Origin of the sequence: Falsibacillus pallidus, assembly GCF_003350505.1 — a bacterium.
Taxonomy (GTDB): Bacteria; Bacillota; Bacilli; order Bacillales; family DSM-25281; genus Falsibacillus; species Falsibacillus pallidus.
Window position 1 is genome coordinate 651,096 of sequence record NZ_QQAY01000001.1, and the last position, 21,330, is coordinate 672,425.

The window sequence follows — 21,330 nt, forward strand, 5'->3', positions numbered from 1 at the left end:
GAAAAGAGGCTGTATTGGAAATTTACAGCCTCTTTCGTTAATTAGATTAGCCACTACAGATTTTTAAAATCAGGAATGGCTTTTTCTTCTATTATTTGATAGGAGACTTAGCTTTAAGTCCAGGGCAGCTTTTTCCGGGTTTTTTGCATGGCTGATGGCGGATATGAGTGAGATTCCGTCTGCACCTGTTTCCATTACAGCCGCCGCATTCTCAGCGGTGATTCCTCCAATGCCGACGATTGGAATGGAAATCCCTGCTTTCCTGATTTCTTTGATCAACGCCCCGCCGTTTGGAGGCTTCGCATCTTCTTTTGATTCTGTCGGGAAAATTGGACCTATCCCCAGGTAGTCTGCTCCGTATTCAATTGCCTTGCGGACTTCATCCATCGTATGGGCCGAAACGCCAAGTATTTTATCCCCTATTTTGCGTCTGACCTGATCCGCTTTTTCATCGTCTTGTCCGACATGAACTCCGTTGGCATCGATCGCTAATGCCAAGTCGACATCATCATTGACGATAAATGGAACCGAATGGATTTTACAAAGCTTCATCAGATTCCGGGCAAGCTCCTCTTTCGCTAAGTCGCTTAGGGAGCCCCTCCCTTTTTCTCGGAATTGGAACATCGTGATTCCTCCGCTGATGGCCTGCTCCAATACCTCAAGTGGGACGCTGTTTGTATTCTGGGTGCCCATGATGAAATAAAGCTGGAGCATCTCTTTCATCTTGTTCGCTTGGATTCTCATGAATGATTCTCCCTGCTTCTGTTTTTCCGGTTGAATGCCCAGTGGTTTGTAGGTCCGTGACCTTTTCCGATATCAAGGGAATCCTCGATTGCCGCCTGGATGAAAGCCTTTGCTAAGCGCACGGCTTCCATCGGTGCTTTTCCTTGTGCCAGAAAAGCCGCAATGGCTGAAGAAAATGTACATCCTGTTCCATGGGTATTCTTCGTTTGGATGCGGCTGGTTCTCAGTTCTGTAATCGTATCCCCATCATAGACAATATCCACCGATTCCTCATCATCCGCGTCATGTCCCCCTTTTAAAACAACCATTTTTGGCCCCATGGAGGATAGGATTTTTATTGCATTTATTTTATCTTCATACGTCTTGATTTCCATACCGGTCAACACTTCTGCTTCGGGAATATTCGGGGTAATGACCTCAGCTAATGGAAGCAGGTGTTCTTTTAAGGAGTTGACTGCTTCCTCCAATAATAGGGGAGCTCCTCCTTTTGCGATCATGACTGGATCCACCACGATATTTTTCCATTCATAGTTTTTCAGTCTTCCTGCTACAGCCTCAATAATTTCCGAATTGAACAGCATCCCTGTTTTAATGGCATGTGGCGGCAAGTCCTCCTGAATCGAATCGATCTGCTGAAGAATCCCTTCGACCTCAACAGGGTATACGCCCTGGACGCCGGTTGTATTTTGGGCTGTGACTGCCGTAATGGCTGACATCCCGTATACATTCAATTCCTGGAAAGTTTTCAAGTCTGCCTGAATGCCTGCTCCGCCTCCGCTGTCCGATCCTGCAATGGTCAATGCCATTGTCTGTTTATAAGACATGGGTGAATCCCTCCTATTGTTGTTTTGTGAATATTGCTTTTTGGGCAATTTCTTCAGATGTTAGGTTGGCAAGCTCATTCAAAAACTGGATTTGAAAACTGCCTGGTCCGACCTCACCTGTTTTCTCTGCAGCCAGTTCTGCTGCAATTCCATACGAAGTCAAAGCTGCCACGGCCGCTTCCAAATGGTTTGAATCGACCGCACAGTAGGCTCCTATGACAGAAGTGAGGAGACAGCCGGTCCCTGTCACCTGTGTCATCATTGGGTGGCCATTTTGAATGAGGTACGTATCCTTTCCGTCCGATGCTGCATCGTTTTTCCCTGTTACGACGGCTGCACAGTTCCATTTTTGTGCCGCTTGTAATGCGATTTCTGCTGCGTCGACTTTTCCATCGCCTGCATCCACCCCTTTGATCTGCCAATCGATGCCGAGCAGATTCGCGATTTCTGCTGCGTTTCCGCGGATGACATCAATTTGGACTTCCTCCAGGATTTTATTGGCCATATCTGTGCGGAATCGAGTAGCTCCTGCACCAACAGGATCCAATAGGACAGGAACACCTTTTTGATTCGCGGCTTTTCCTGCAAGGATCATGGATTCAATGACTTCTTTGTTCAGGGTACCAATATTCAAAACAACCGCTCCCGAGATGCTTGCCATTTCTTCCACTTCTTCTTTTGCATAAGCCATCACTGGCGATGCGCCAAGGGCAAGCAGTCCATTGGCGGTAAAATTAGTCACCACAACATTCGTGATATTGTGGACAAGCGGCTTCATTTCTCTTAAACGTTCTAATTTTTCGCTGATAATCATCATTAATTCCCTCTTCCCGTTCGGGGTGTCCAGCTCTGCTTGGTGACAGGCACGCCCCGGTTTTTGTCAAATAGAAAATGAAAACGGCTGCCTCCTGATGGGGGCAGCCGCAGCGAAAATATAGTTAATGGTGCTTCTTTTGTGCAAATAAAAAAACTTTGCACGCAAGCAAAGCATCAATAATGAAATCAATTACTTTCCTACGCTGGCATTACCCAACAGGTTCAGACGGTCTATGACGGAATAATCATACTCTCAGCCCTTTGCCACGGGCTCCCGTTTTCTCTATTCAATTGTAGCTACAGTCTACTATGAAATACTGGATTGTGCAACAGATGTGCCACTATCAGAGGGTCTTATAGCGTTTCTTTTAATCTTTCATTTCTCAACCCTTGTCCATTACCTTCAACTCTCGTATTCCATATAATAGAGTACCTTAATTATGGAAGGAGGTGAGATTAATGGCATTGCAATTAATGAAACTTGTCGTTTCTGCTTCATCCACTATCAATACAACACCTGCATCCGAAAAATTTTTCTATGTAACCACTGCAGTAACAGCTGCTGGAGCAACATTGACGGTTGATGCCGCTTCATTCTTCGATGATGCTGGCGCTGCAGTAACAGCGCTCCCTGCTCTTACTGCCAATAACAGCTACTTTAACGTATATGTGAACGGTGTTCTTCAAATGCAAGGTTTGGCGACTTATACACCAGGTGCAACAGGAGTTGGTTCATTGGAAGTGGATGTTCCGGCAGGAGGAGATCCCATCCTTCAAAATTCACCGGTCGTTTTGGAAGTCATGAACTTTGATCCACAAGCTTCCACTACTGTCAGCACTTAATGTAGTTTAGGCAAATAAAAAAACCGGATGCATGATCGATCGCACTAAACGTGGTCAGCATTCGGTTTTTCTATGGGAAAATGGTGATGTACTGCAGGATGATGGGGACGCCTTCCTGGGGAGCAGTCTCAATATTCAAAGTGAGCTTGCCCGGTTCAACCGTAAACAAAGAAGGCGGCTGCAAGACCCCGTTGATAAAGAGATTGATATAGGTGGCCGTTGCTGGATCAAGAATCCCTCTATCCCCATATTGCGTCAATTCATCTTCATTGGTATAGATTTTTTTCATCCCATCTGAGAGGGCATTGTACTGATAGGTGGCACCTTTCAAGGGGTCGACGGGATCAGGGTTTTGGACGATGTTTATTTTCGCCTGAATTTTCGTACCCATCTGCACCCAGTCATACACTTTTTTTGTCCTTACAATATGGGATTTCTTTCTATTATTCATACTAAATCCCCTTTGCTAGATTTGCTTTCCTCCTATTTTATGCCACTACTCTAAAAAGTTTCATAGCAGTGTCCCCCTTTTAATCTCTTAATTTTGAAAGAATCACTTCCATATTGGCCTTCGCATACTCGTATCCTCTTATGTAGCATTCATTCGTTTTTGAGATTTCAAGGGAACCGATATCATAGATTTCCGGATTCAGATAGATTCCTGATTGATAGTCGTGGTCGTCAATGATGCTCTCCACCATGACATAAATGCTTTGTGATAGGATTTCCATGATTCCGCCTACTTCGCGTGTCTTGCCGGAATAGCCGAGGTCGATGGCAATTACCTTTTCTGCCCCCAATGCATAGGCGATATCGCTGGGGAGATTATTGGTGATGCCGCCATCCACATATTCCTCTCCGTTTACTTCATATGGCAGGTATACGCCCGGGATCGAGCATGATGCGCGGACAAAGCCGCTCAGGTTCTTCTCAAATAAAGGGTACCATCGAAAGTGGTCATCATTGATTTTTGATGGATCGAGGATATCTGAATTGGCAAAAATCGTTTGCTCTCCTGTCAGAATCCTGGTCGCTATAACGGCCAGTTTGACATCCTTGTCACAAACATGGCTGAACTGCCTTCCATCAAATACGTCATCCAAAACCCGATGCAGCTTTTTGCCCTTGGCAATCCCCTTGATTTTACTAGGGGTCACGAGCCCTTTTAAAATATGAAAATAAGCAATATCTATGATACTGCGAACCTTCTTGAACTTTTCAAACGCTTCAATCGGCGTATATCCAAGCGCCAACAGCACCGCTGCGATAGAGCCTGAGCTGGTACCCGTATATATGGATGGCACCACCCCGTTCTCATGAAGCGCCTGCATGATGCCCAAATGTGCAGCCCCGCGTATGCCGCCACCCGAAAAAGCCACTCCAACCTTCACATCCATCCCCCGTTTTTTGTCGATTTATGTTATAGGCACTTCTTTTGGCCCACACTTCCATTTTATGTTTGCTGCTGTCATTAATATTCAGGTGTTCTATCCTATACATTAAACGATTTCCTTCATGTGGAACAAATGATTTACTGCACCTATATATTTCCTGAGGCACCCACAATACAAATTTTGGATATTTTATCATTGACACATTCGTCAACTCATCATATTATTTTAATTGACAAATGTGTTAGTTTAAAAACGAGAGGGGACATTTAGATGTTAGATAATGGATTAAAATCCGCTTTAGTCGTCATCGATGCACAGGTGGGACCTTTATGGGGGACTTATCAAATGGAGCAGACCATCGCTGTCATGCAGCAAATGATTCAAAAAGCAGAGAGCAGAAACATTCCGATTTTCTATGTGCAGCATGAAGAGCCTGAAGGTGGATTCTTGACACGGGGTTCTCAATTCTGGCAGTTCTTTCAGGGGATTTCTCCGGGCTCCGAAGACACTATTATTCACAAGCAAGCATCAGATTCATTTTATGAAACACCGCTCAAAGAAAGCCTGGAACAAAAGGGAATCCAGCATCTTGTCATTGTCGGTGCAAGGACGGAATTCTGCGTGGACACTACATGCCGATCAGCCCTTTCCCACGGATTCCATGTGACATTGGTAGAAGACGGTCATACGACAGTGGATAGTTCACTGCCGGCAGAGTCCATCATCAAGCATCATAATCTAAATTTAAATGCCATCCAGACTCCGCACGCATCCATACAAGTCCTTCCTTCTGAGCTTGCCAATTTTGAAAATGAGAGCCTGTAAGCTTCCTGATCATTGGGATTCCCCTAGTATTCACAAAGAAATTTAGACTTTTCCTTTGACCTTTAATAGATTTCACATTATAATAAAAAATACTTGTCCCAGTAGCTCAGCAGGATAGAGCGACAGCCTCCTAAGCTGTAGGTCGTGAGTTCGAATCTCGCCTGGGACGTTTTTTTATGCCCATTTTTTGATAAAGGGCCATTGTCAACTGCTCCTCTGCCGCTCGATTTATTCTAATAAGGAAGTGTGAAGCATGGAACAGAACAAAAAGATTGCCATTGTACTGGACATTGAAACAACAGGTTTAAGTCCATATAAAAATGAAATCATTGAACTTTATATGATAAAATTTTCGTTTGATAAAGAAACCGGCCAATTGATTGAGCGTTTGGATGAGTACTCCGCTCTCAATGAACCAAATTCACGCATCTCATCGCAGATCACCCAGCTGACAGGGATAACCAACGAAATGGTCAAAGGCCATCTTCTGGACTTTGAAGAGATCCTCGACTTTTGCAGGGACTCAGAATATTTTATTGCGCACAACGCCTCTTTCGACCGGAGCTTCCTGATTCAAGTGCTTCCCGACTTAGTGGATCGGAAGTGGCACTGTTCCATGAGGCACGTAAAATGGAAAAATTACGGGTTTGCTGATATGAAGCTGAACACGCTGCTGCGGGCTCACCGCATCAAAAATGAACATGCCCACAGAGCGGGCAGCGATACCCTATCAACGTTGAAGCTTTTGCTGCAATCCAATCCGGATGGACATACATACTTAAGGGAACTTGTTAACCGAAAGCCAATGGCACCACCTGCCAAGAAGCCTATTCAGAACAGAAGGAATACGATTAGGGATCTGGAAAAGGCAAAGCGGGAGATGGCGGCTTCCCGGGAAAAGGGTCGAAAGAATTAATATATGGACATAAAAAAGAGCGGTTCACTTTGACCGCTCTTTTTGTTATTAAAACTGCTTTACAGAATTATTGTGGCAAGCTTCCGACAGTATGCGTGTAGATTTTTTTGATCATTTTCTTCGTTTGAAGACCTTGCTGGACAAGGAGTGATGTGTAAATGGTGGTCGCACCCAGTGCTATGATGGCGAGCCAAAAGAGTGTAGTGATTTTCTTTCCTAAATTAAACATGGAACTGCCTCCTTTTTTTCAATAGCTTCCTGTCTTTACCCGACTAATCCAATTGCTGAATTCCTTGCTTCTATTTGCTTCCAATATTCTCTCTGCACTTTGAAGGAACTGTCCTATTTCATTTTCACTCAATGGGTTGATGTCAAAAGGAAAAAATGGCATCTCATTAACTGCCATAATCAATCGCTCAATCATATTGGTGCCGGATTCTGTCAGCTTCACTACCTTATACTTCGGCCTTTTATCCGGCAGGACCTCAATCAAGGCTTTTGATTCTAAAGGTTTTATGAGCCGCGTCACTGTCGAGATATGCCAGCAGCCATACTCGCTCAATTGAGAGGGAGACAAAGATTTCTCCGATGACGTATAGAGCAGGAACAATACATGCTGCTGGGCAGGGGTGATTAAATACTTCCTTCCCAGTTCAGCCCAATGCTCTTCCACGCAAAAATACATAGCCCTGACAATGAGCAGCAAATTCTGCTTCAGCAAAAAATCCATCCTATCGCCTCACTTGTAATTACAACTGAGACTATCTTTTGCTATACCTAGAGAAATATTCCTGAATAACGAAAAAAAGCCGGTAAATTTCCTCTAGTTGCTAATCCCACTTAAATCATCCAACTTTCTAAAGATATTCCCTTGTTTGATAAAACCGATTACCTTCATCAAATTTGATATCCGGATAACTCACTTCAAACTTATTGCATATTGGATAAATGGAACGGAAAGACTTCTTCCCATTCAGGTGTATTGGATAAACTTTGAATAAATATCATTTTTCATCACTCTCCAACATAATGTTTGAGTTTAGACTCACTTTTTAACGAGTCATAGCCTGTTTGAAATATTTCTTTGTTTTTTTCATTTTTTTCATATATGTAAATAACATCTTTCTCATCAGAAAATATGACTCCACTCCAGTAGCCAAATTTATTAAAGCCTGTCTTAATTTGATAAATCTCATTCTCATTGACTCCTTCTTTATAAAGAGTCTGCATTACTTTATTTTCATATTTATGTTTTTCATAAAGATAGATAATTTCGATGGATAAACAAATTACTAAGACCACTATTCCTAATGTTCTTTTTATTTTAGCTACCTCCATAATCGATACCTCTATTCGACATTTTCCTATTTTGCAACATTACTTCTAATAAACTCCATTTGGGAATTTTTTGATATTTTTAACAATGTTAATTTATTTACCCACCGGTTAGTTGTATAATTGGTAAAAAGAGGGTGTATATATTTGACACGTTTGGTGAACGATTGAGAGAATTTTAAAAGACATAAACTCTGAAGTCATGGATATCACAAAGAGCTCAAAGCCGCGATAAAATAGCAAAATTAATTTTACACACCCCTGGGATTTCATAACACGCTAGAAATAGCGTGTATTATTTTAACTTTATGTAGATTTTTTCTTTTTCTGTAATTTAATTCAATTTTAGGAGGATTTTATTCATGGAGCAATTTACTGAGCAACTAAAAACTTTATCGAAGCGAGTTAACAACCTCAAAAACAACTTGATGACAGAAGAAGCCACAAAAACATCAATTATCATGCCACTTTTCCAAGTTCTTGGTTATGACATTTTCAATCCAGAAGAGTTTCTTCCTGAGTTTATAGCCGATGTTGGTATTAAAAAAGGAGAAAAGGTTGATTTTGCTATTATGCAAAACGGAGCTCCGTCCATTCTCATTGAAGCAAAATCCATTAATGAGAAACTTCAAAAGCATGACTCTCAACTGTTTAGATATTTTGGGACAACTTCTGCTAAATTTGCAATTCTAACTAATGGATTACACTACAGATTCTACACAGATCTCGAAGAACAAAACAAAATGGATACTACTCCATTTTTCGAGTTTTTCTTAGATGAAATAAAAGATATTCATATAGCTGAACTTGCTAAATTCAGAAAGTCCAATTTTGACTTGGATAACATTCTTAATACTGCATCCGAACTAAAATATACTGGCGAAATCAAAAACTTTTTAAATGAGCAATGGGAAATTCCATCCGACGATTTTGTCTCTTTGATTCTTTCCCATGTTTATAATGGCAAGAAAACAAAAAATGTCATTGATAAATTCCAGCCGCTTGTGAAAAAATCACTTAAACAATTTATTAACGAAATGGTGAATGATAAAATACAAGCTGCAATTAAAAATACAGATAATGAAGAAGAAGTATCAAAACAGGTTGCTGTTACTGTAGAAGTCATCGAACCGGAGAAAAAAGATGAACCTCAAATTGAAACAACCGAGGAAGAGATTCAAGGATTTACTATCGTAAAAATGATGTTAAAGGATTTCGTAGACGAGGATAGGATCTGTTATAGAGACAATCTAAGCTATTTTAATATTTTACTAGATGATAATATTCGGAAATGGATCTGCAGGCTCTGGTTTAATTCTCCAAACAAATCCATTCAGTTTAATGATAGTACTAAAACGCAAATTTCTCTAGAAAAAATATCGGATATTATGAATCTTAGAGAGAAGCTTGAAGAGGTAACGTCTAAATTCTTGGTGAATCAAAAGCATTCATAACCTAAAGCCGAAATAGGTGTCAACAAAAATCAGGGCGTGCCATTGCACGCCCTGATTTTTGTCAATTTATGCGAATTGTTTTTCTTCGTCTTTTTGGAAAAAGCTTTTCATGGAGTGGAAAACGTCTGCTTTCTGCTTCAATATATAATACCGGAAGTTATCGTTCTTGATATTTTTGTAGGCGGACATAAGAGTCGAGTGTCTGTTATACTGGTTTACTTCCCCGTATCCAAACATATTGGAGACTTTCATCAGTTCTTCTACGAGTTTGACGCATCTTACGTTATCAGATGTCAAATTGTCGCCGTCTGAAAAATGGAATGGATAGATGTTGAACCGTGAAGGATTGTATTTCTCATCGATCAGTTCGAGGGCCTTCCGATAGGCAGAAGAGCAAATGGTTCCGCCGCTTTCCCCCTTGGAGAAAAAGTCTTCTTCCGAGACCACTTTTGCTTCTGTATGATGGGCAATGAATTCAATTTCGACCGTTTCATATTTTGTCCGTAAAAACCTAGTCATCCAGAAGAAAAAGCTCCTGGCCATGTATTTTTCCCACAGCCCCATACTTCCTGACGTATCCATCATGGCAAGGACGACTGCTTTTGATTCCGGCTTCGTAATTTCATTCCATGTCCTGAATTTTAAATCCTCAGGGTAGATCGGGTGAAAACTCGGCGTCCCCGTGATGGCATTGCGCTTGAAAGCCGTCATCATGGTACGCTTTTTATCAATATTCCCCATTAGTCCTGTTTTGCGAATATCATTGAACTCTATATCTTCAACAGTAATATCATTCTGCTCTTTTCTTTTCAAATTCGGAAGCTCCAGTTGGCTGAACAATGCCTCCTCCAATTCGAGCATCGAGATCTCAGCTTCGTAATAGTCCTCGCCTGCTTGATCTCCTGCTCCCTGTCCTTTCCCAGGACCTTTCTGCGGCGTGCCGTCGCGCGCCACGACATCTCCAATTTGGCTGTCCCCGTCGCCTTGGCCAACGTGTTTATTCTTATCATAGTTGTATCGTATCTTATATTCATCTAAAGAACGTATCGGAATCTTGACCACATCTTGGCCGTTGGACATGATGATGCTTTCTTCAGTAATTAAATCCGGAAGATTCTTTTTGATGGCTTCCTGCACTTTTTCCTGGTGCCTCTGCTGATCATCATGGCCTTTTCGATGGAGGGACCAATCTTCTTGTGAAATGATAAACTGCTGATTATCGCTTTGTGACATTCTCATTCCCCTCCTTCATTGCTTTCAAAAAAATCTGTCACCAATCGCTTCTCATGGACATATTCTATTCTGGCTGTCTGAAAACACCAAAGACCTGACTGCTAAAAGTTGATTACTCTATCCTATGCACCGAAACTAAATAATTTACTAATAATTGCGACAATAAGACAAAAACCTCAGGCGTGGACAAGCCTGAATTTCCACTGAAAATTAACGGGTTTTCCAATTCAAAAATAATAGAGGGATCATGATAATATCACTTTCAAAGCAAATAAATTCCCAAAACAAAAAGCACCAAATATCGGACAAGGTCGATTCATTTGGTGCTTTCCATGTTATTTAAAGTTAGCCTTATTTCTAATCAGTTTTCTTTCATCAGCATGTTGTCCAAATGCTCAAGTCCTAAAATCCAAGCTTGTTCATGGCCATTTTTAGAATCCTCATCCGGAAACCCTTTATGAGTCAAAGTCATCAGCGTGCCATCTTGGCCAGGTTCAATTTCAATCGTCACGACCGTTTCAGCTCCCTTGGTGCCCCCTTCCCCTGTCACCCAAGTCAATTCTACAAGATGGTCCTTTTCGATCCTGAGGAATCTTCCATAATGGGGATGGCGCTTCCCTTCAAAATGAGTCTCAAAATAGAAAGGCGTATTGACTTCACCCTTCATAAGGACGGTACCAGGAGCAGCACACCAGCGCTCAAAATCTTCTGTCCAAGCTCTGTAAAGCACACCAGGAGAAGATTGCATCAATCGTTCAACCTTCAATTCAAATGGCCTTTCGGAAAGGTCCGGAGATAATTTCTCCATCCATTTCTTCCTCCCTTTATTTTTCTCAGTTTCTCTTCTTTTCTTGAAATGCCCTACACAATCCTCTATTTCCTTAAAAAGAAAATTGAAAAAACCACCAAAACTCATTCGCTTTGATGGTCGCGCCTTGAATATCATTTAGTCGTTAATCCCTTCCTTACATAGATCCCTGACCAAATACATTAATTTTCTAAAACTGCTCTGGATCCGCTTCTTCTCCATACTCTTCAAGCTCTTCCTCTGATCGAAGCTTTTCCATCTGCTTCCCGAGCCAGACAATATCCTCAAAACTATTGGTCATATTTCCGTTCAGCGGAGAATCTGATGAAAGCCGTTCCTTTTTTTCCATCCTGCATCACCTCAAAACTAAGTATGTGCAGTCTGGCCAAGAGTCATCCACTCCAGCTCTCAATGATTTTCCTTAATACAGCTATTCCCGCTTTTATCTCCTTTTCGCTCAACCCGCCGAACCCCAGCAGGATCGTATCTCCAGGCGCATCCTCTTTGTTATGCCAAAATGGCGCCGTCGGGTAAAATTTGATTCCTTGTTTATTGGCTTTCTCTATAATTTCTTCCTCTGAAAATCCGGGAAGCTTAAACAGCATATGAAAGCCCGCATCGCTTCCAAGGATCGATGATGATTTCGGGAATCCTTTCTGCAGCTCTGAAAACAGCAGGTGGTACTTCCTTTCGTACGCTTTCCTTGCTCGATTGAGATGGCGGTGCCACTTTCCTTCCCTTATTAAATAGTAAAGAATGGCCTGCATGAGTCCGGAACTCGTTTGGCCGATGGCACGCAGGTTTACTCTAAAGAGATTGGCCAAATGCTTCGGAAGCACCATGAAACTGATCTTCAGTGCTGGAGATAGAGCCTTCGAAAAGCTTCCCATATAAATGACCCGCTCATTCCGATCCAGGCTCTGCAGACTTGGAATCGGTCGTCCCACATAGCGGAATTCCCCGTCAAAATCGTCTTCAATAATATAGCCTCCTGTCCGGTCGGCCCACTGAAGCAGCTCGATCCTGCGGGAAATCGGCATAATAGCCCCCGTCGGAAACTGGTGTGCCGGAGTTGTATAAACCGCTTTAGGATTGGTCTGCCTTAACTCTTCTATAGACAGCCCCTCCTCATCCACGTTAATGGGAACGGTCTTTACACCCGACCATTGTAGATAGGCACGCACCCCATCAAATCCCGGATCCTCGTATCCAACGCTTGCATTTCCAAGCTCCAACGCATGGACCAAAAGGCCGATCAAATATCTTGTACCTGCCCCGATGATGATTTGGTCTGCCTCACAGTCCACGCCCCTCGTCTCCCTCAAATAGGTGGACAGCAGATTCCGGAGCGGCCATTCCCCGAAGTGATCGCCGTACTGAAAATGAGCAAAATTCGAAAGGGCCCAGCGATGCGCTTTTTCAAAGTCCTTAATTGGAAATAGATCTGGATTTATGAGGCTGTAGTTAAAATCGAGCTCCGGCATCACAGTACTTTTTTTCCATCCATCCCGTGACTCGCCTGAAGTACCTTCGCCATGAAAAAAACTTGTGTCCAATTTTTCAACGAACAGGCCGCTTTTCTCCTTGCTTCTTACATATCCTTCTGCAGCCAGCTGGCTGTATGCATTTTCGACCGTAGTCTTGCTGATCTTTAATTTTTCCGAAAGCGACCGGATGGAAGGCAATTTGACACCTTGCTTCAGCCTACCTGTGATGATTTCCTGCCGAATATGCTGATAGAGCTGCTCATACAGCGGCACTCCGCCTTCCTTAAAAATGATGGGGGCTATCAACGTTTGTTTCTCCATCTGACCTCTCCTCATTCTCTTTATCTGTCTCTCCCAACGAGCCAACTTCTCATCTAAACTAATAGTAAATTGTCATCTTCAATCTGTCTATTTCCATCTAAAATAAAGAGGTCAAAAGGAGCTGCTACTATGGAATTTACAATTAAAAATGCGGAAGAAAAAGACGTGGATCAATTGAAACCATTGATGCTTCAGTACATTGTGGATTTTTATCAACGTCCCAAGCCTGACGAAAAAGATCTGGAAGAATTAATATTGTCTCTAATGCATAACCCGTCTGTTGGGAAACAACTCCTTGCAGTGGAGAACGATCGATTGATTGGGTTTTCTACTTTGTATTTCACCTTCAGCACCACCCGTGTGAAAAAAGTCGCCATCTTGAATGACTTATTCATAACACAAAAATGGAGAGGAAAAGGAATCGGAGAATCTCTCTTCCGCAAAAGCGAACAACAAGCGAGAGAAATGGGGTGTGCGAACATGTCTTGGCAAACCGCAGTTGATAATGTTAAGGCCCAATCCCTTTACCGAAAAATGGGCGGGGTTGATGCAAATGAACAATGGATTCATTATGAATTGAATTTATAGGGAGGGATAAAATGATGATAGATCAAACGATACAGTTAGAAGGCAAATATGTAGAACTCCACCCAATGGGCATGGAGCATCTCGAAGGTTTATACGAAGCAGCACAGGCTGAAGATATTTGGACCTACATGCCGAAAAAAGTGCAGTCAAAATCCGATATGGAGCAGCTGATCAAGCAGGCGCTGATTCGCCGTGATCAAGGAATCGACTATCCATTTGTGATTTTCAGCAAGGAGCAGAATCGAATTGTCGGAAGCACACGTTTTCTCGATATCTCCATTCCTGATAAGAATCTTGAAATCGGCTGGACCTGGTACAATCCGAGCGTTTGGAGAACGGCAGCCAATACAGAGTGCAAATTCCTCTTGCTGCAATATTGCTTTGATAAATTGAAGCTAAACCGCGTCCAGCTGAAGACAGACTCCAGGAATGTCCGCTCACAAAACGCCATTATGAGACTTGGCGCAGCTAAAGAAGGGACACTCCGCAAACATCGGGTCCTAGATGACGGCTACATCCGAGATACCGTTGTATTCAGCATCATCGATATCGAATGGCCAGAAGTAAAACAGCGTCTGAAAGTATTTTTGAATCAAACAAAATAAACAGCCAGGCGAACCTCCGCCTGGCTTTACTCTTCTTCATCATATTGAATGGGATCGGGATCCTTCCCTTCTTCCTGGAGCTCTTCATTCGTCCGGTGCCGTTCCATCTGCTTCCCGAGTTCTTTGACTTCCTTTAAATCTCTCGCCATGGAACCATTTTTTTCTTCCAATTCTTCTTTCTTCTTTTTGGACTCCTGTGACATAATGAAATCACCTCTTGTTTAGAGGATACCCGCAGGTTCAAAATCTAAACAACGAAAGCCGAGGAAGAAACGTGATAAAAAGAGTGAATATAAAAGACCAGTCGATCGCTGAACAAGTGCTGCCGATCCAACTGGCTTCCTATCAAATCGAAGCAGATATCATCCAATTTTATGATATCCCACCACTTAAAGAAACGATTGATGATCTAATGAACGTCAATGAAGAATTCCTTGCCTATTATGATAATGGAGCATTGGCAGGGCTTCTTTCCTATGAAGCAGATGGCCCTTTTACCATCACGATTTGCCGGATGATGGTCCATCCTAATTTTCATCGCAAGGGAATTGCATCCGCGCTTATTAAGGAACTATTCAACCTAACCTCTGAATGTGAACAATGGAAGGTAACCACAGGGGCGAAAAATGAACCGGCCAAGAAGCTTTATTTGAAGCATGGCTTTACGGAAGAAAAAATATTTGAAGTCGTGCCGGGGCTGATGATCAGCGCCTTTTCCCGGACCACGGCCTTCAGTGTCGGCTCTTAAAATACCAATCAACATACGTTTCATCTGTACAAATGATTGCTTCCATATCCATAGAATCTACGATCTGGCATATGTTATCTTCCTTTGTCACGAATAATGTGTAAAGGGAATCAAGCCGGCTCATAAAAGCAAATTCCAGATTCTCATCTGCGATAATGACTTCTCTTAGGGCAATACGGCTAAGATCTGAAGGAGAGAATCCTTCCAAATCAATTCTGCCGTTTTTTATACCTATAGGATCATCGTAGGTTATATAACGGGCTCCTTTTGATTGGAGAATGGTCATTATCTTTTGAAATAGCAAAGCTGAAATGACATCTTCATTAGGATAATATAAGTCATCTGTCATAATGGCATTAACTTTTAGATACAAATCTTCCCGGGCATAATCCCTGTTTAATGCATTAATGCCGGTTTGCAATGCAATGCCAAGCTCATCTAGATCCAAGCCGCTCCATTGCATTATTTTTTCCCATTTTACCGGTGTGCCTGACTGGATTATCTCTTCATCAGACAGGAATTTTTTCGACTGTCTATTTTTTGCATATCCTTTTGGCAATTGAATAAACGGGTGTAATAAAAGGGCTGCATGGCTGAAACCAGCAGGCAATTGCTCCAAGATAGGCACACTTCCATTTAACCATTTATACTGCAGCATATTAAACCCCCTTCCTGCACTATTTTACCATTTATTTACTATAACGAAACAGGGTCCAAATCATTTTCGATTTGGACCCTTGCTTATTTCTATTTATCTTCCCCCGGTCTTATCTATTCAACAGGCTTCCCACATAGCGCAGCAGTTCATTCGCTGATGTGGAATTGTAGCCGTGTTCGTCGATGAGCCTTGCGACGACTTCGTTGATTTTCTTCAACTGAAGTTCATCCGGCGTCTTGGTGGATGTCGTGATCTTGACGACATCTTTCAAGTCAGCAAACAATTTCTTCTGGATGGCTTCGCGCAGGCGGTCATGCGAGTTATAGTCAAACCTCTTGCCTTTTCGGGCGTAAGCAGAAATGCGGATGAGGATTTCTTCCCTGAAAGCCTTTTTCGCATTTTCAGAAATTCCGATCTGTTCTTCAATCGAACGCATCAATTTTTCATCCGGATTGATTTCTTCCCCTGTCAGCTGATCGCGTATTTTCGCTTTATTGCAGTACGCTTCAACGTTATCGAGGTAGTTATCCATAAGCGTTTTAGCAGATTCCTCATAGGAGTAGACGAACGCTTTCTGAACTTCTTTTTTCGCGATGTCATCGTATTCCTTGCGGGCAAGTGAAATATAGTTCAAGTATTTCTCACGAAGCTCCTGTGTAATCGAAGGATGCTGATCGAGACCCTCCTTCAAGGAACGCAGGACATCAAGGGCATTGATCGTCTTGACTTCTTTCCGGATAATCGTGGACGAAATCCGGTTGATGACATACCGCGGATCGATGCCGCTCATGCCTTCATCCTGATACTCTTTCTTCAACTCATCCAGATCCGCCGAATTGAAGCCTTCGACACTTTCTCCATCATAAAGGCGCATTTTCTTGATCAAATCGATATCCCCGCGCTTCGGATCTTTCAACCTGGTCAAAATTGTGAACATCGCAGCCACTCTTAATGTATGAGGGGCAATATGCACATCCGATACATCGGACTCATTAATCATCTTCTCGTAAATCTTCTCTTCCTGTGAAACCTTCAGATTATACGGAACCGGCATGACAATGATCCGGGAGTGCAAGGCTTCATTCTTTTTATTCGAAATAAATGAACGGTACTCCGTTTCATTCGTATGGGCCACAATTAATTCATCCGCTGAAATCAAGGCGAACCTTCCTGCCTTGAAATTGCCCTCCTGTGTGAGTGAGAGCAAATGCCAGAGAAACTTCTCATCGCACTTCAGCATTTCCTGGAATTCCATCAATCCACGGTTTGCTTTATTCAGCTCTCCGTCGAAGCGGTACGCCCTTGGATCGGATTCAGATCCAAATTCAGCGATCGTGGAAAAGTCGATGCTTCCCGTCAAATCAGCGATATCCTGGGATTTCGGATCCGATGGACTGAACGTTCCGATTCCCACGCGTTTATCTTCCGAGAAGAAAATGCGTTCCACTAATACATCTTCAATTCTGCCGCTGTAATCCTGTTCAAGCCTCATCAGATTCAATGGCGAAAGATTGCCTTCCACGCGGATTCCATATTCCTTGTGAAAATCCTCACGCAGATTCTGCGGAATCAAGTGGAGTGGATCACCATTGATGTTGTAAATAACCCATAAAGAATTAGTTCCAAAAATATTGATCTACAGGTTTATTGAATTCTATTTTTCCTTTAATTACATTTTTTAAGTAAAAATCCGAATTTTCTTTTTTAAATTCTGCCAAATAGTCAGTTCCGTCATTATATTTCAAATAATAGTATACTGTGTTATTGCTTTCTATTTTTTGTGCAATTTTTAGATCAAGTTCTTGGCGCGCCTCATATTTTAACCACTGTTTATTTTTTATTGAAACGTTTTTGTCATCTAGTACATATGCTAATAACATTACTAGTGATGGGTCTGTTTCTTTATCATAAAAATTTCTTAATTTTTTCTGAATTGGATCTTCCTCTGAATATATATTTATTGAATTAATTATTTTAAACTGATTAATATTTTCTACAACATTTTTAGAATACAAAATGTTATTAATTCCAATAGGAGGAAAAACATAATATGCAAAAATGTACGCTGTTAATGAAAATATTAAGGTTAATTTCACAAATGACTTATTTACATTGGAAAATTTATAAATAATTAACCCGCCAACAATTAAACCAATAGGAATGTGTATGCTTCCCAGATTAAAAGATATAATAACTAAAAAGTACAATACAATTATTTTTAGCCAGAAACTCTTACTTTTATTTTTTTCTTTAAATTTAATAGTAATTACTAATAAAATAAAAATTAATAAGAAAACAATTAACCTCATGTCAGTACCTCATTTTTGTTTAATACAGATAAATCAAAAGGGTAACTTGATTAGTTACCCTTTTGATTAAATAAAGTATTTAATTCTTACTTTTTTCCATTTTCATAGTAACATTAATTTTTTACGAAATGAATGTTTTTTCATTTAACTTCCAATTATTAAGTTAAAGTCTAGCTTGAATTCTTGACATAGCCAGTCAGATGGTACATTTACAAAGGCTTGTCCTATATTTACTCCGCCAGTGAGCGGTAAAAAGGTATGAATATATTTTGCTTCGAATTTAGCAGTTCTATTACTATATTGTTTTGCAACTCTAACATTTTGTGAGGCTCCTCCTAATTCTAAAAAGTGCCCAAGTGTAAAGCTAGCATCAAACCCATATAAAGATTGTTCTAAATTAATGGAACCCTGCCCAAAATTCCCGTCTCCAAACGCATCTAAAAGATAATATCCATCTAAAGAATTAGCAACTCCAATAAAACGCTCATCCCAAGCCAATGCCATATGATCCTTTTGTGCAATGCTTGGAGATTGCATCCAAGAAAAATCTATAGTTGCCAAGTACTCAACTTCAGTACTTGGATTTCCAGAAGGAACCTGATCAAGGTACGCTGTAAAAGATAATTTATCAGTAGAAGTCTGATCTCCACCACTGCTAGATAAAGTAGATACTCTTGATTGCTCAATAGGTTGTCCTAAATACATAATTGAAATTCCAGATTTTTTACTGTATTCCTCAATATCCTTTTGCATAATTTTGTTAATTTCATCTCTATTTTCATCTGTTACTTCATATTTAGTTCCATCAAGACTATTATAATACTCAGTCTCTGTTACCTCGTAATCTGCTCTTTTTCCCCCTGCATTTAACAACTTATTTTTCGTCTGATCTTGCATTCCATTTATTTCGTCTTTTGAAAATCCCATATTACTTAATTGTGCATTTTTACTCGTTGCTGCTTTAACATGTTGAAAATCACCCGTAAAACATAGAATAAATGTTAAAACCATTAGTGCCTTAAAAATTCTTCTCATCTGATATTCCCCTATCTGTTTATAAGCCTTTTTACCTTAACATATTGAAAATTCATGCAATTTATTAGTTATTAAGTATCATTTTTAAGAAAATATCAATATACTCCTAAATTCTTAACATATTGACTTCAGATATAACTTTAAGCATATCTTTATCTATTTCCATCGAATAATTAATAATTTGATGAAAATAAAAAAATCGCCTTTCACTGATACTACCTCTTTCGAGTTCAGCAATACTGGTCCTAACTCGAAAAAAAACTTTCCATTGCTGTTGATGTATCAATACTATCTTTGAGTGGAAAAAATTCAACTTCTTTCTTTTCAAATAGTTCGGCAAGCTCTATTAAATGAACGACCGTTTTTGATAATTAATTAACCTTATGAAACTTCCTTCTGAACAAAAACCGTCTTTGCGTTTTTTTATCCTCGGACAAGTAACTTTTGAAGCAACTAAGACAAAAAGAACGGGATTCTTTTTTAATCTTTAATTGCTTGCAAGATGGACAAGTGAAGTAGGTTTTCATACATTTCCCTCCTGGATCAATTAAAATATTGGCTTTCTGATACTCAATTCTTTTTCAACTTGATTCCTTACAGAAACAAGAGATAGAAACATAGGATTATCACTCACGTTTTCCCCTTGATCCTCTGCCTCCAGGTCTAACTCTTTTACATACCAATCTACAAACGAATGCAGCATGTCCATTTCTTCAAAAGAAAATTCAAATTCATATTCGTCCTTTTGATCCTGGGTAAATGCTGCTTCAAATTTGAATTTAATAGCATCAAAGAGTTTGTTCTTTCTCCGGCCCTCCATAAGCCCGTAATTCGATTTCATCCCCTTGTGAATGCTTTTTACTCATGACATTCAGGTGAAAGATCATATTGGCTAAATCTGATTGAATAAGCGTGATATTCATTTCCATCCTCCTAGCTTATTTTGATTTCCTTTTCTAATTCTTCGTAGAAGAATCTTTCTAGCTTCATTTTCTCGCTCTTGGTCAGTTCCTGGGGTTTCATCAAAAAGAATGATTTCCGTCCGATCTTAATCTTTCTGTCTATCCCAAAGTTTTTTGCCCTTTGCCAGTGAACACATGACCAGGGCAGGAGTTCATATTCTTGACTATGCGATGTGTAACACCCTGTTTATTCCAAATAAAAAGAGTCCAAATCATTTACGATTTGGACCCTCGCTTATTTCTATTGAACCTTCCCCCGGGCTTATCTATTCAACAGGCTGCCCACATAGCGAAGCAGTTCATTCGCAGAGGTGGAATTGTAGCCGTGCTCGTCGATGAGCCTTGCGACGACTTCGTTGATTTTTTTCAACTGAAGTTCATCCGGCGTCTTGGTGGATGTCGTAATCTTGACGACATCTTTCAGATCGGCAAACAATTTCTTCTGGATGGCTTCGCGCAGGCGGTCATGGGAATTGTAGTCAAACCGCTTGCCTTTTCTGGCGTACGCCGAGATGCGGATGAGGATCTCTTCCCTGAAAGCCTTTTTCGCATTTTCAGAGATGCCGATCTGTTCTTCAATCGAACGCATCAATTTTTCATCCGGATTGATCTCTTCCCCAGTCAGCTGGTCTCTCATTTTCGCTTTATTACAGTACGCTTCGACGTTATCGAGGTAGTTATCCATAAGCGTCTTGGCCGATTCTTCATAGGAATACACGAATGCCTTCTGTACTTCTTTCTTGGCAATGTCGTCGTATTCTTTTCTGGCGAGTGAAATGTAATTCAAATATTTCTCGCGGAGCTCCTGTGTAATCGAAGGATGCTGATCGAGCCCCTCCTTCAAGGAACGCAGGACATCAAGGGCATTGATCGTCTTGACTTCCTTCCGGATAATCGTGGACGAAATCCGGTTGATGACATACCGCGGATCGATGCCGCTCATGCCTTCATCCTGATACTCCTTCTTCAGCTCATCGAGATCAGCGGAATTGAATCCTTCGACACTTTCTCCATCATACAGGCGCATTTTCTTGATCAAGTCGATATCCCCGCGCTTCGGATCCTTCAGCCTGGTCAAAATAGTGAACATCGCAGCCACTCTTAATGTATGAGGGGCGATATGCACATCCGATACATCGGACTCATTGATCATCTTCTCGTAAATCTTCTCTTCCTGCGACACCTTCAGATTATACGGAACCGGCATGACAATGATCCGGGAATGCAGGGCTTCATTCTTTTTATTCGAAATAAATGAACGGTACTCCGTTTCATTCGTATGGGCCACAATCAATTCATCCGCTGAAATCAAAGCGAATCTTCCAGCCTTGAAATTGCCCTCCTGTGTGAGTGAGAGCAAATGCCAGAGAAACTTCTCATCGCACTTCAGCATTTCCTGGAATTCCATCAATCCACGGTTTGCCT

General features: G+C 41.2%; 25 protein-coding genes, 1 tRNA gene, 2 pseudogenes and 1 riboswitch. Of the genes and pseudogenes, 8 read left to right on the top strand and 20 right to left on the bottom strand.

The features are described 5' to 3' along the window. Positions 1-69: 69 nt before the first annotated feature. Genes thiE through thiM form a run of 3 tightly spaced genes read right to left on the bottom strand, consistent with a single transcriptional unit; the run spans position 70 to position 2,385 of the window. Positions 70-744: a thiamine phosphate synthase gene (gene thiE, locus DFR59_RS03265; RefSeq protein ID WP_114744191.1), complete on the bottom strand. Its 675-nt coding sequence runs from the start codon at positions 742-744 to the stop codon at positions 70-72. Continuing rightward, on the bottom strand, positions 741-1,568 hold the full coding sequence (thiD, locus tag DFR59_RS03270) for a bifunctional hydroxymethylpyrimidine kinase/phosphomethylpyrimidine kinase (protein WP_114744192.1): 828 nt from the start codon (positions 1,566-1,568) through the stop codon (positions 741-743). Before thiD ends, thiE begins: the two co-directional genes overlap by 4 nt. Before the next feature lie 13 nt (positions 1,569-1,581). Next, positions 1,582-2,385, bottom strand: a complete 804-nt coding sequence (thiM, locus tag DFR59_RS03275; RefSeq protein WP_114744193.1) for a hydroxyethylthiazole kinase — start codon at positions 2,383-2,385, stop codon at positions 1,582-1,584. Positions 2,386-2,561: 176 nt separating this feature from the next. Then, a riboswitch (TPP riboswitch) is annotated at positions 2,562-2,672 on the bottom strand. 171 nt (positions 2,673-2,843) lie between these two features. On the opposite strand from thiM, the gene DFR59_RS03280 reads away from it, so the two are divergent. Then, positions 2,844-3,227, top strand: coding sequence for a DUF4183 domain-containing protein (locus DFR59_RS03280; protein ID WP_114744194.1), 384 nt, complete (start codon positions 2,844-2,846; stop codon positions 3,225-3,227). Between the two features lie 70 nt (positions 3,228-3,297). Here the strand turns inward: DFR59_RS03280 and DFR59_RS03285 are convergent, their stop codons facing one another. Together DFR59_RS03285 and DFR59_RS03290 are read right to left on the bottom strand one after the other, a co-directional pair. Further along, positions 3,298-3,678, bottom strand: coding sequence for a DUF4183 domain-containing protein (locus DFR59_RS03285; RefSeq protein ID WP_114744195.1), 381 nt, complete (start codon positions 3,676-3,678; stop codon positions 3,298-3,300). Between the two features lie 79 nt (positions 3,679-3,757). Then, on the bottom strand, positions 3,758-4,618 hold the full coding sequence (locus DFR59_RS03290) for a patatin-like phospholipase family protein (protein ID WP_158538299.1): 861 nt from the start codon (positions 4,616-4,618) through the stop codon (positions 3,758-3,760). Positions 4,619-4,891: 273 nt separating this feature from the next. On the opposite strand from DFR59_RS03290, the gene DFR59_RS03295 reads away from it, so the two are divergent. The 3 genes from DFR59_RS03295 (at position 4,892) to DFR59_RS03305 (ending at position 6,362) form a co-directional block, all read left to right on the top strand. After that, on the top strand, positions 4,892-5,446 hold the full coding sequence (locus DFR59_RS03295; protein ID WP_114744197.1) for a cysteine hydrolase family protein: 555 nt from the start codon (positions 4,892-4,894) through the stop codon (positions 5,444-5,446). Positions 5,447-5,541: 95 nt separating this feature from the next. Then, positions 5,542-5,615: transfer RNA gene (locus tag DFR59_RS03300), tRNA-Arg, on the top strand. 84 nt (positions 5,616-5,699) lie between these two features. Further along, the gene (locus tag DFR59_RS03305; RefSeq protein ID WP_114744198.1) at positions 5,700-6,362 is read left to right on the top strand and encodes an exonuclease domain-containing protein; all 663 of its coding nucleotides are present in this window, start codon (positions 5,700-5,702) and stop codon (positions 6,360-6,362) included. Between the two features lie 67 nt (positions 6,363-6,429). On the opposite strand, the gene DFR59_RS19995 is transcribed toward DFR59_RS03305, so the two are convergent. The 3 genes from DFR59_RS19995 to DFR59_RS03315 form a co-directional block, all read right to left on the bottom strand. Then, positions 6,430-6,591: a hypothetical protein gene (locus tag DFR59_RS19995; RefSeq protein ID WP_158538300.1), complete on the bottom strand. Its 162-nt coding sequence runs from the start codon at positions 6,589-6,591 to the stop codon at positions 6,430-6,432. An 18-nt stretch (positions 6,592-6,609) separates the two neighbouring features. After that, complete coding sequence (locus DFR59_RS03310; protein ID WP_114744199.1) at positions 6,610-7,092, bottom strand: MarR family winged helix-turn-helix transcriptional regulator; 483 nt, start codon at positions 7,090-7,092, stop codon at positions 6,610-6,612. A gap of 284 nt (positions 7,093-7,376) precedes the next feature. Further along, a complete protein-coding gene (locus DFR59_RS03315) occupies positions 7,377-7,700 on the bottom strand; it encodes a hypothetical protein (RefSeq protein WP_114744200.1) in 324 nt (107 codons plus the stop codon). 359 nt (positions 7,701-8,059) lie between these two features. On the opposite strand from DFR59_RS03315, the gene DFR59_RS03320 reads away from it, so the two are divergent. After that, entirely contained in the window at positions 8,060-9,151 is a 1,092-nt protein-coding gene (locus DFR59_RS03320) for a type I restriction endonuclease (RefSeq protein ID WP_114744201.1), read from the top strand. A 66-nt stretch (positions 9,152-9,217) separates the two neighbouring features. Here the strand turns inward: DFR59_RS03320 and yhbH are convergent, their stop codons facing one another. From yhbH to pdxR, 4 genes are all read right to left on the bottom strand, one after another. Then, positions 9,218-10,384: a sporulation protein YhbH gene (gene yhbH, locus DFR59_RS03325; RefSeq protein WP_114744202.1), complete on the bottom strand. Its 1,167-nt coding sequence runs from the start codon at positions 10,382-10,384 to the stop codon at positions 9,218-9,220. 361 nt (positions 10,385-10,745) lie between these two features. Continuing rightward, the gene (locus tag DFR59_RS03330; protein WP_114744251.1) at positions 10,746-11,192 is read right to left on the bottom strand and encodes an SRPBCC family protein; all 447 of its coding nucleotides are present in this window, start codon (positions 11,190-11,192) and stop codon (positions 10,746-10,748) included. Between the two features lie 190 nt (positions 11,193-11,382). After that, complete coding sequence (locus tag DFR59_RS20220; protein WP_170137259.1) at positions 11,383-11,541, bottom strand: hypothetical protein; 159 nt, start codon at positions 11,539-11,541, stop codon at positions 11,383-11,385. A 43-nt stretch (positions 11,542-11,584) separates the two neighbouring features. After that, positions 11,585-13,000, bottom strand: coding sequence for a MocR-like pyridoxine biosynthesis transcription factor PdxR (gene pdxR / locus DFR59_RS03335; RefSeq protein WP_158538301.1), 1,416 nt, complete (start codon positions 12,998-13,000; stop codon positions 11,585-11,587). A 129-nt stretch (positions 13,001-13,129) separates the two neighbouring features. On the opposite strand from pdxR, the gene DFR59_RS03340 reads away from it, so the two are divergent. After that, on the top strand, positions 13,130-13,588 hold the full coding sequence (locus DFR59_RS03340) for a GNAT family N-acetyltransferase (protein ID WP_114744204.1): 459 nt from the start codon (positions 13,130-13,132) through the stop codon (positions 13,586-13,588). A gap of 11 nt (positions 13,589-13,599) precedes the next feature. Further along, on the top strand, positions 13,600-14,193 hold the full coding sequence (locus tag DFR59_RS03345) for a GNAT family N-acetyltransferase (protein WP_114744205.1): 594 nt from the start codon (positions 13,600-13,602) through the stop codon (positions 14,191-14,193). A 26-nt stretch (positions 14,194-14,219) separates the two neighbouring features. Here DFR59_RS03345 and DFR59_RS20225 read toward each other — a convergent pair whose 3' ends face one another. Then, positions 14,220-14,396, bottom strand: a complete 177-nt coding sequence (locus DFR59_RS20225; protein WP_170137260.1) for a hypothetical protein — start codon at positions 14,394-14,396, stop codon at positions 14,220-14,222. 71 nt (positions 14,397-14,467) lie between these two features. Between DFR59_RS20225 and DFR59_RS03350 the strand changes: the two genes are divergently transcribed. Beyond that, positions 14,468-14,941, top strand: a complete 474-nt coding sequence (locus DFR59_RS03350; protein ID WP_114744206.1) for a GNAT family N-acetyltransferase — start codon at positions 14,468-14,470, stop codon at positions 14,939-14,941. Here the strand turns inward: DFR59_RS03350 and DFR59_RS03355 are convergent. The 7 genes and pseudogenes from DFR59_RS03355 to DFR59_RS03380 all read right to left on the bottom strand — a co-directional run. Beyond that, a complete protein-coding gene (locus tag DFR59_RS03355; protein ID WP_114744207.1) occupies positions 14,925-15,599 on the bottom strand; it encodes a DUF2711 family protein in 675 nt (224 codons plus the stop codon). The two genes, DFR59_RS03350 and DFR59_RS03355, sit on opposite strands and share 17 nt — an antisense overlap. 109 nt (positions 15,600-15,708) lie before the next feature. Then, positions 15,709-17,184 (bottom strand): annotated as a pseudogene (locus DFR59_RS03360) (PrkA family serine protein kinase); the annotation flags it as partial. A gap of 31 nt (positions 17,185-17,215) precedes the next feature. Further along, the gene (locus DFR59_RS03365; RefSeq protein ID WP_114744208.1) at positions 17,216-17,908 is read right to left on the bottom strand and encodes a hypothetical protein; all 693 of its coding nucleotides are present in this window, start codon (positions 17,906-17,908) and stop codon (positions 17,216-17,218) included. Positions 17,909-18,052: 144 nt separating this feature from the next. After that, complete coding sequence (locus DFR59_RS03370; protein ID WP_114744209.1) at positions 18,053-18,943, bottom strand: hypothetical protein; 891 nt, start codon at positions 18,941-18,943, stop codon at positions 18,053-18,055. A 547-nt stretch (positions 18,944-19,490) separates the two neighbouring features. Next, the gene (locus DFR59_RS03375; RefSeq protein ID WP_147278249.1) at positions 19,491-19,784 is read right to left on the bottom strand and encodes a hypothetical protein; all 294 of its coding nucleotides are present in this window, start codon (positions 19,782-19,784) and stop codon (positions 19,491-19,493) included. Continuing rightward, positions 19,732-19,866, bottom strand: a complete 135-nt coding sequence (locus DFR59_RS20475; RefSeq protein WP_281269333.1) for a hypothetical protein — start codon at positions 19,864-19,866, stop codon at positions 19,732-19,734. Before DFR59_RS20475 ends, DFR59_RS03375 begins: the two co-directional genes overlap by 53 nt. A gap of 301 nt (positions 19,867-20,167) precedes the next feature. Beyond that, positions 20,168-21,330: pseudogene (locus DFR59_RS03380) on the bottom strand (protein prkA); the annotation flags it as partial.

Excerpts from the sequence above, each read along its gene's own strand:
- thiE (WP_114744191.1), bottom strand. The coding sequence starts at position 744 with ATGAGAATCCAAGCGAACAAGATGAAAGAGATGCTCCAGCTTTATTTC.
- thiD (WP_114744192.1), bottom strand. The coding sequence starts at position 1,568 with ATGTCTTATAAACAGACAATGGCATTGACCATTGCAGGATCGGACAGC.
- thiM (WP_114744193.1), bottom strand. The coding sequence starts at position 2,385 with ATGATGATTATCAGCGAAAAATTAGAACGTTTAAGAGAAATGAAGCCG.
- DFR59_RS03280 (WP_114744194.1), top strand. The coding sequence starts at position 2,844 with ATGGCATTGCAATTAATGAAACTTGTCGTTTCTGCTTCATCCACTATC.
- DFR59_RS03285 (WP_114744195.1), bottom strand. The coding sequence starts at position 3,678 with ATGAATAATAGAAAGAAATCCCATATTGTAAGGACAAAAAAAGTGTAT.
- DFR59_RS03295 (WP_114744197.1), top strand. The coding sequence starts at position 4,892 with ATGTTAGATAATGGATTAAAATCCGCTTTAGTCGTCATCGATGCACAG.
- DFR59_RS03305 (WP_114744198.1), top strand. The coding sequence starts at position 5,700 with ATGGAACAGAACAAAAAGATTGCCATTGTACTGGACATTGAAACAACA.
- DFR59_RS19995 (WP_158538300.1), bottom strand. The coding sequence starts at position 6,591 with ATGTTTAATTTAGGAAAGAAAATCACTACACTCTTTTGGCTCGCCATC.
- DFR59_RS03310 (WP_114744199.1), bottom strand. The coding sequence starts at position 7,092 with ATGGATTTTTTGCTGAAGCAGAATTTGCTGCTCATTGTCAGGGCTATG.
- DFR59_RS03315 (WP_114744200.1), bottom strand. The coding sequence starts at position 7,700 with ATGGAGGTAGCTAAAATAAAAAGAACATTAGGAATAGTGGTCTTAGTA.
- DFR59_RS03320 (WP_114744201.1), top strand. The coding sequence starts at position 8,060 with ATGGAGCAATTTACTGAGCAACTAAAAACTTTATCGAAGCGAGTTAAC.
- yhbH (WP_114744202.1), bottom strand. The coding sequence starts at position 10,384 with ATGTCACAAAGCGATAATCAGCAGTTTATCATTTCACAAGAAGATTGG.
- DFR59_RS03330 (WP_114744251.1), bottom strand. The coding sequence starts at position 11,192 with ATGGAGAAATTATCTCCGGACCTTTCCGAAAGGCCATTTGAATTGAAG.
- DFR59_RS20220 (WP_170137259.1), bottom strand. The coding sequence starts at position 11,541 with ATGGAAAAAAAGGAACGGCTTTCATCAGATTCTCCGCTGAACGGAAAT.
- pdxR (WP_158538301.1), bottom strand. The coding sequence starts at position 13,000 with ATGGAGAAACAAACGTTGATAGCCCCCATCATTTTTAAGGAAGGCGGA.
- DFR59_RS03340 (WP_114744204.1), top strand. The coding sequence starts at position 13,130 with ATGGAATTTACAATTAAAAATGCGGAAGAAAAAGACGTGGATCAATTG.
- DFR59_RS03345 (WP_114744205.1), top strand. The coding sequence starts at position 13,600 with ATGATGATAGATCAAACGATACAGTTAGAAGGCAAATATGTAGAACTC.
- DFR59_RS20225 (WP_170137260.1), bottom strand. The coding sequence starts at position 14,396 with ATGTCACAGGAGTCCAAAAAGAAGAAAGAAGAATTGGAAGAAAAAAAT.
- DFR59_RS03355 (WP_114744207.1), bottom strand. The coding sequence starts at position 15,599 with ATGCTGCAGTATAAATGGTTAAATGGAAGTGTGCCTATCTTGGAGCAA.
- DFR59_RS03365 (WP_114744208.1), bottom strand. The coding sequence starts at position 17,908 with ATGAGGTTAATTGTTTTCTTATTAATTTTTATTTTATTAGTAATTACT.
- DFR59_RS03370 (WP_114744209.1), bottom strand. The coding sequence starts at position 18,943 with ATGAGAAGAATTTTTAAGGCACTAATGGTTTTAACATTTATTCTATGT.
- DFR59_RS03375 (WP_147278249.1), bottom strand. The coding sequence starts at position 19,784 with ATGAAATCGAATTACGGGCTTATGGAGGGCCGGAGAAAGAACAAACTC.
- DFR59_RS20475 (WP_281269333.1), bottom strand. The coding sequence starts at position 19,866 with ATGAATATCACGCTTATTCAATCAGATTTAGCCAATATGATCTTTCAC.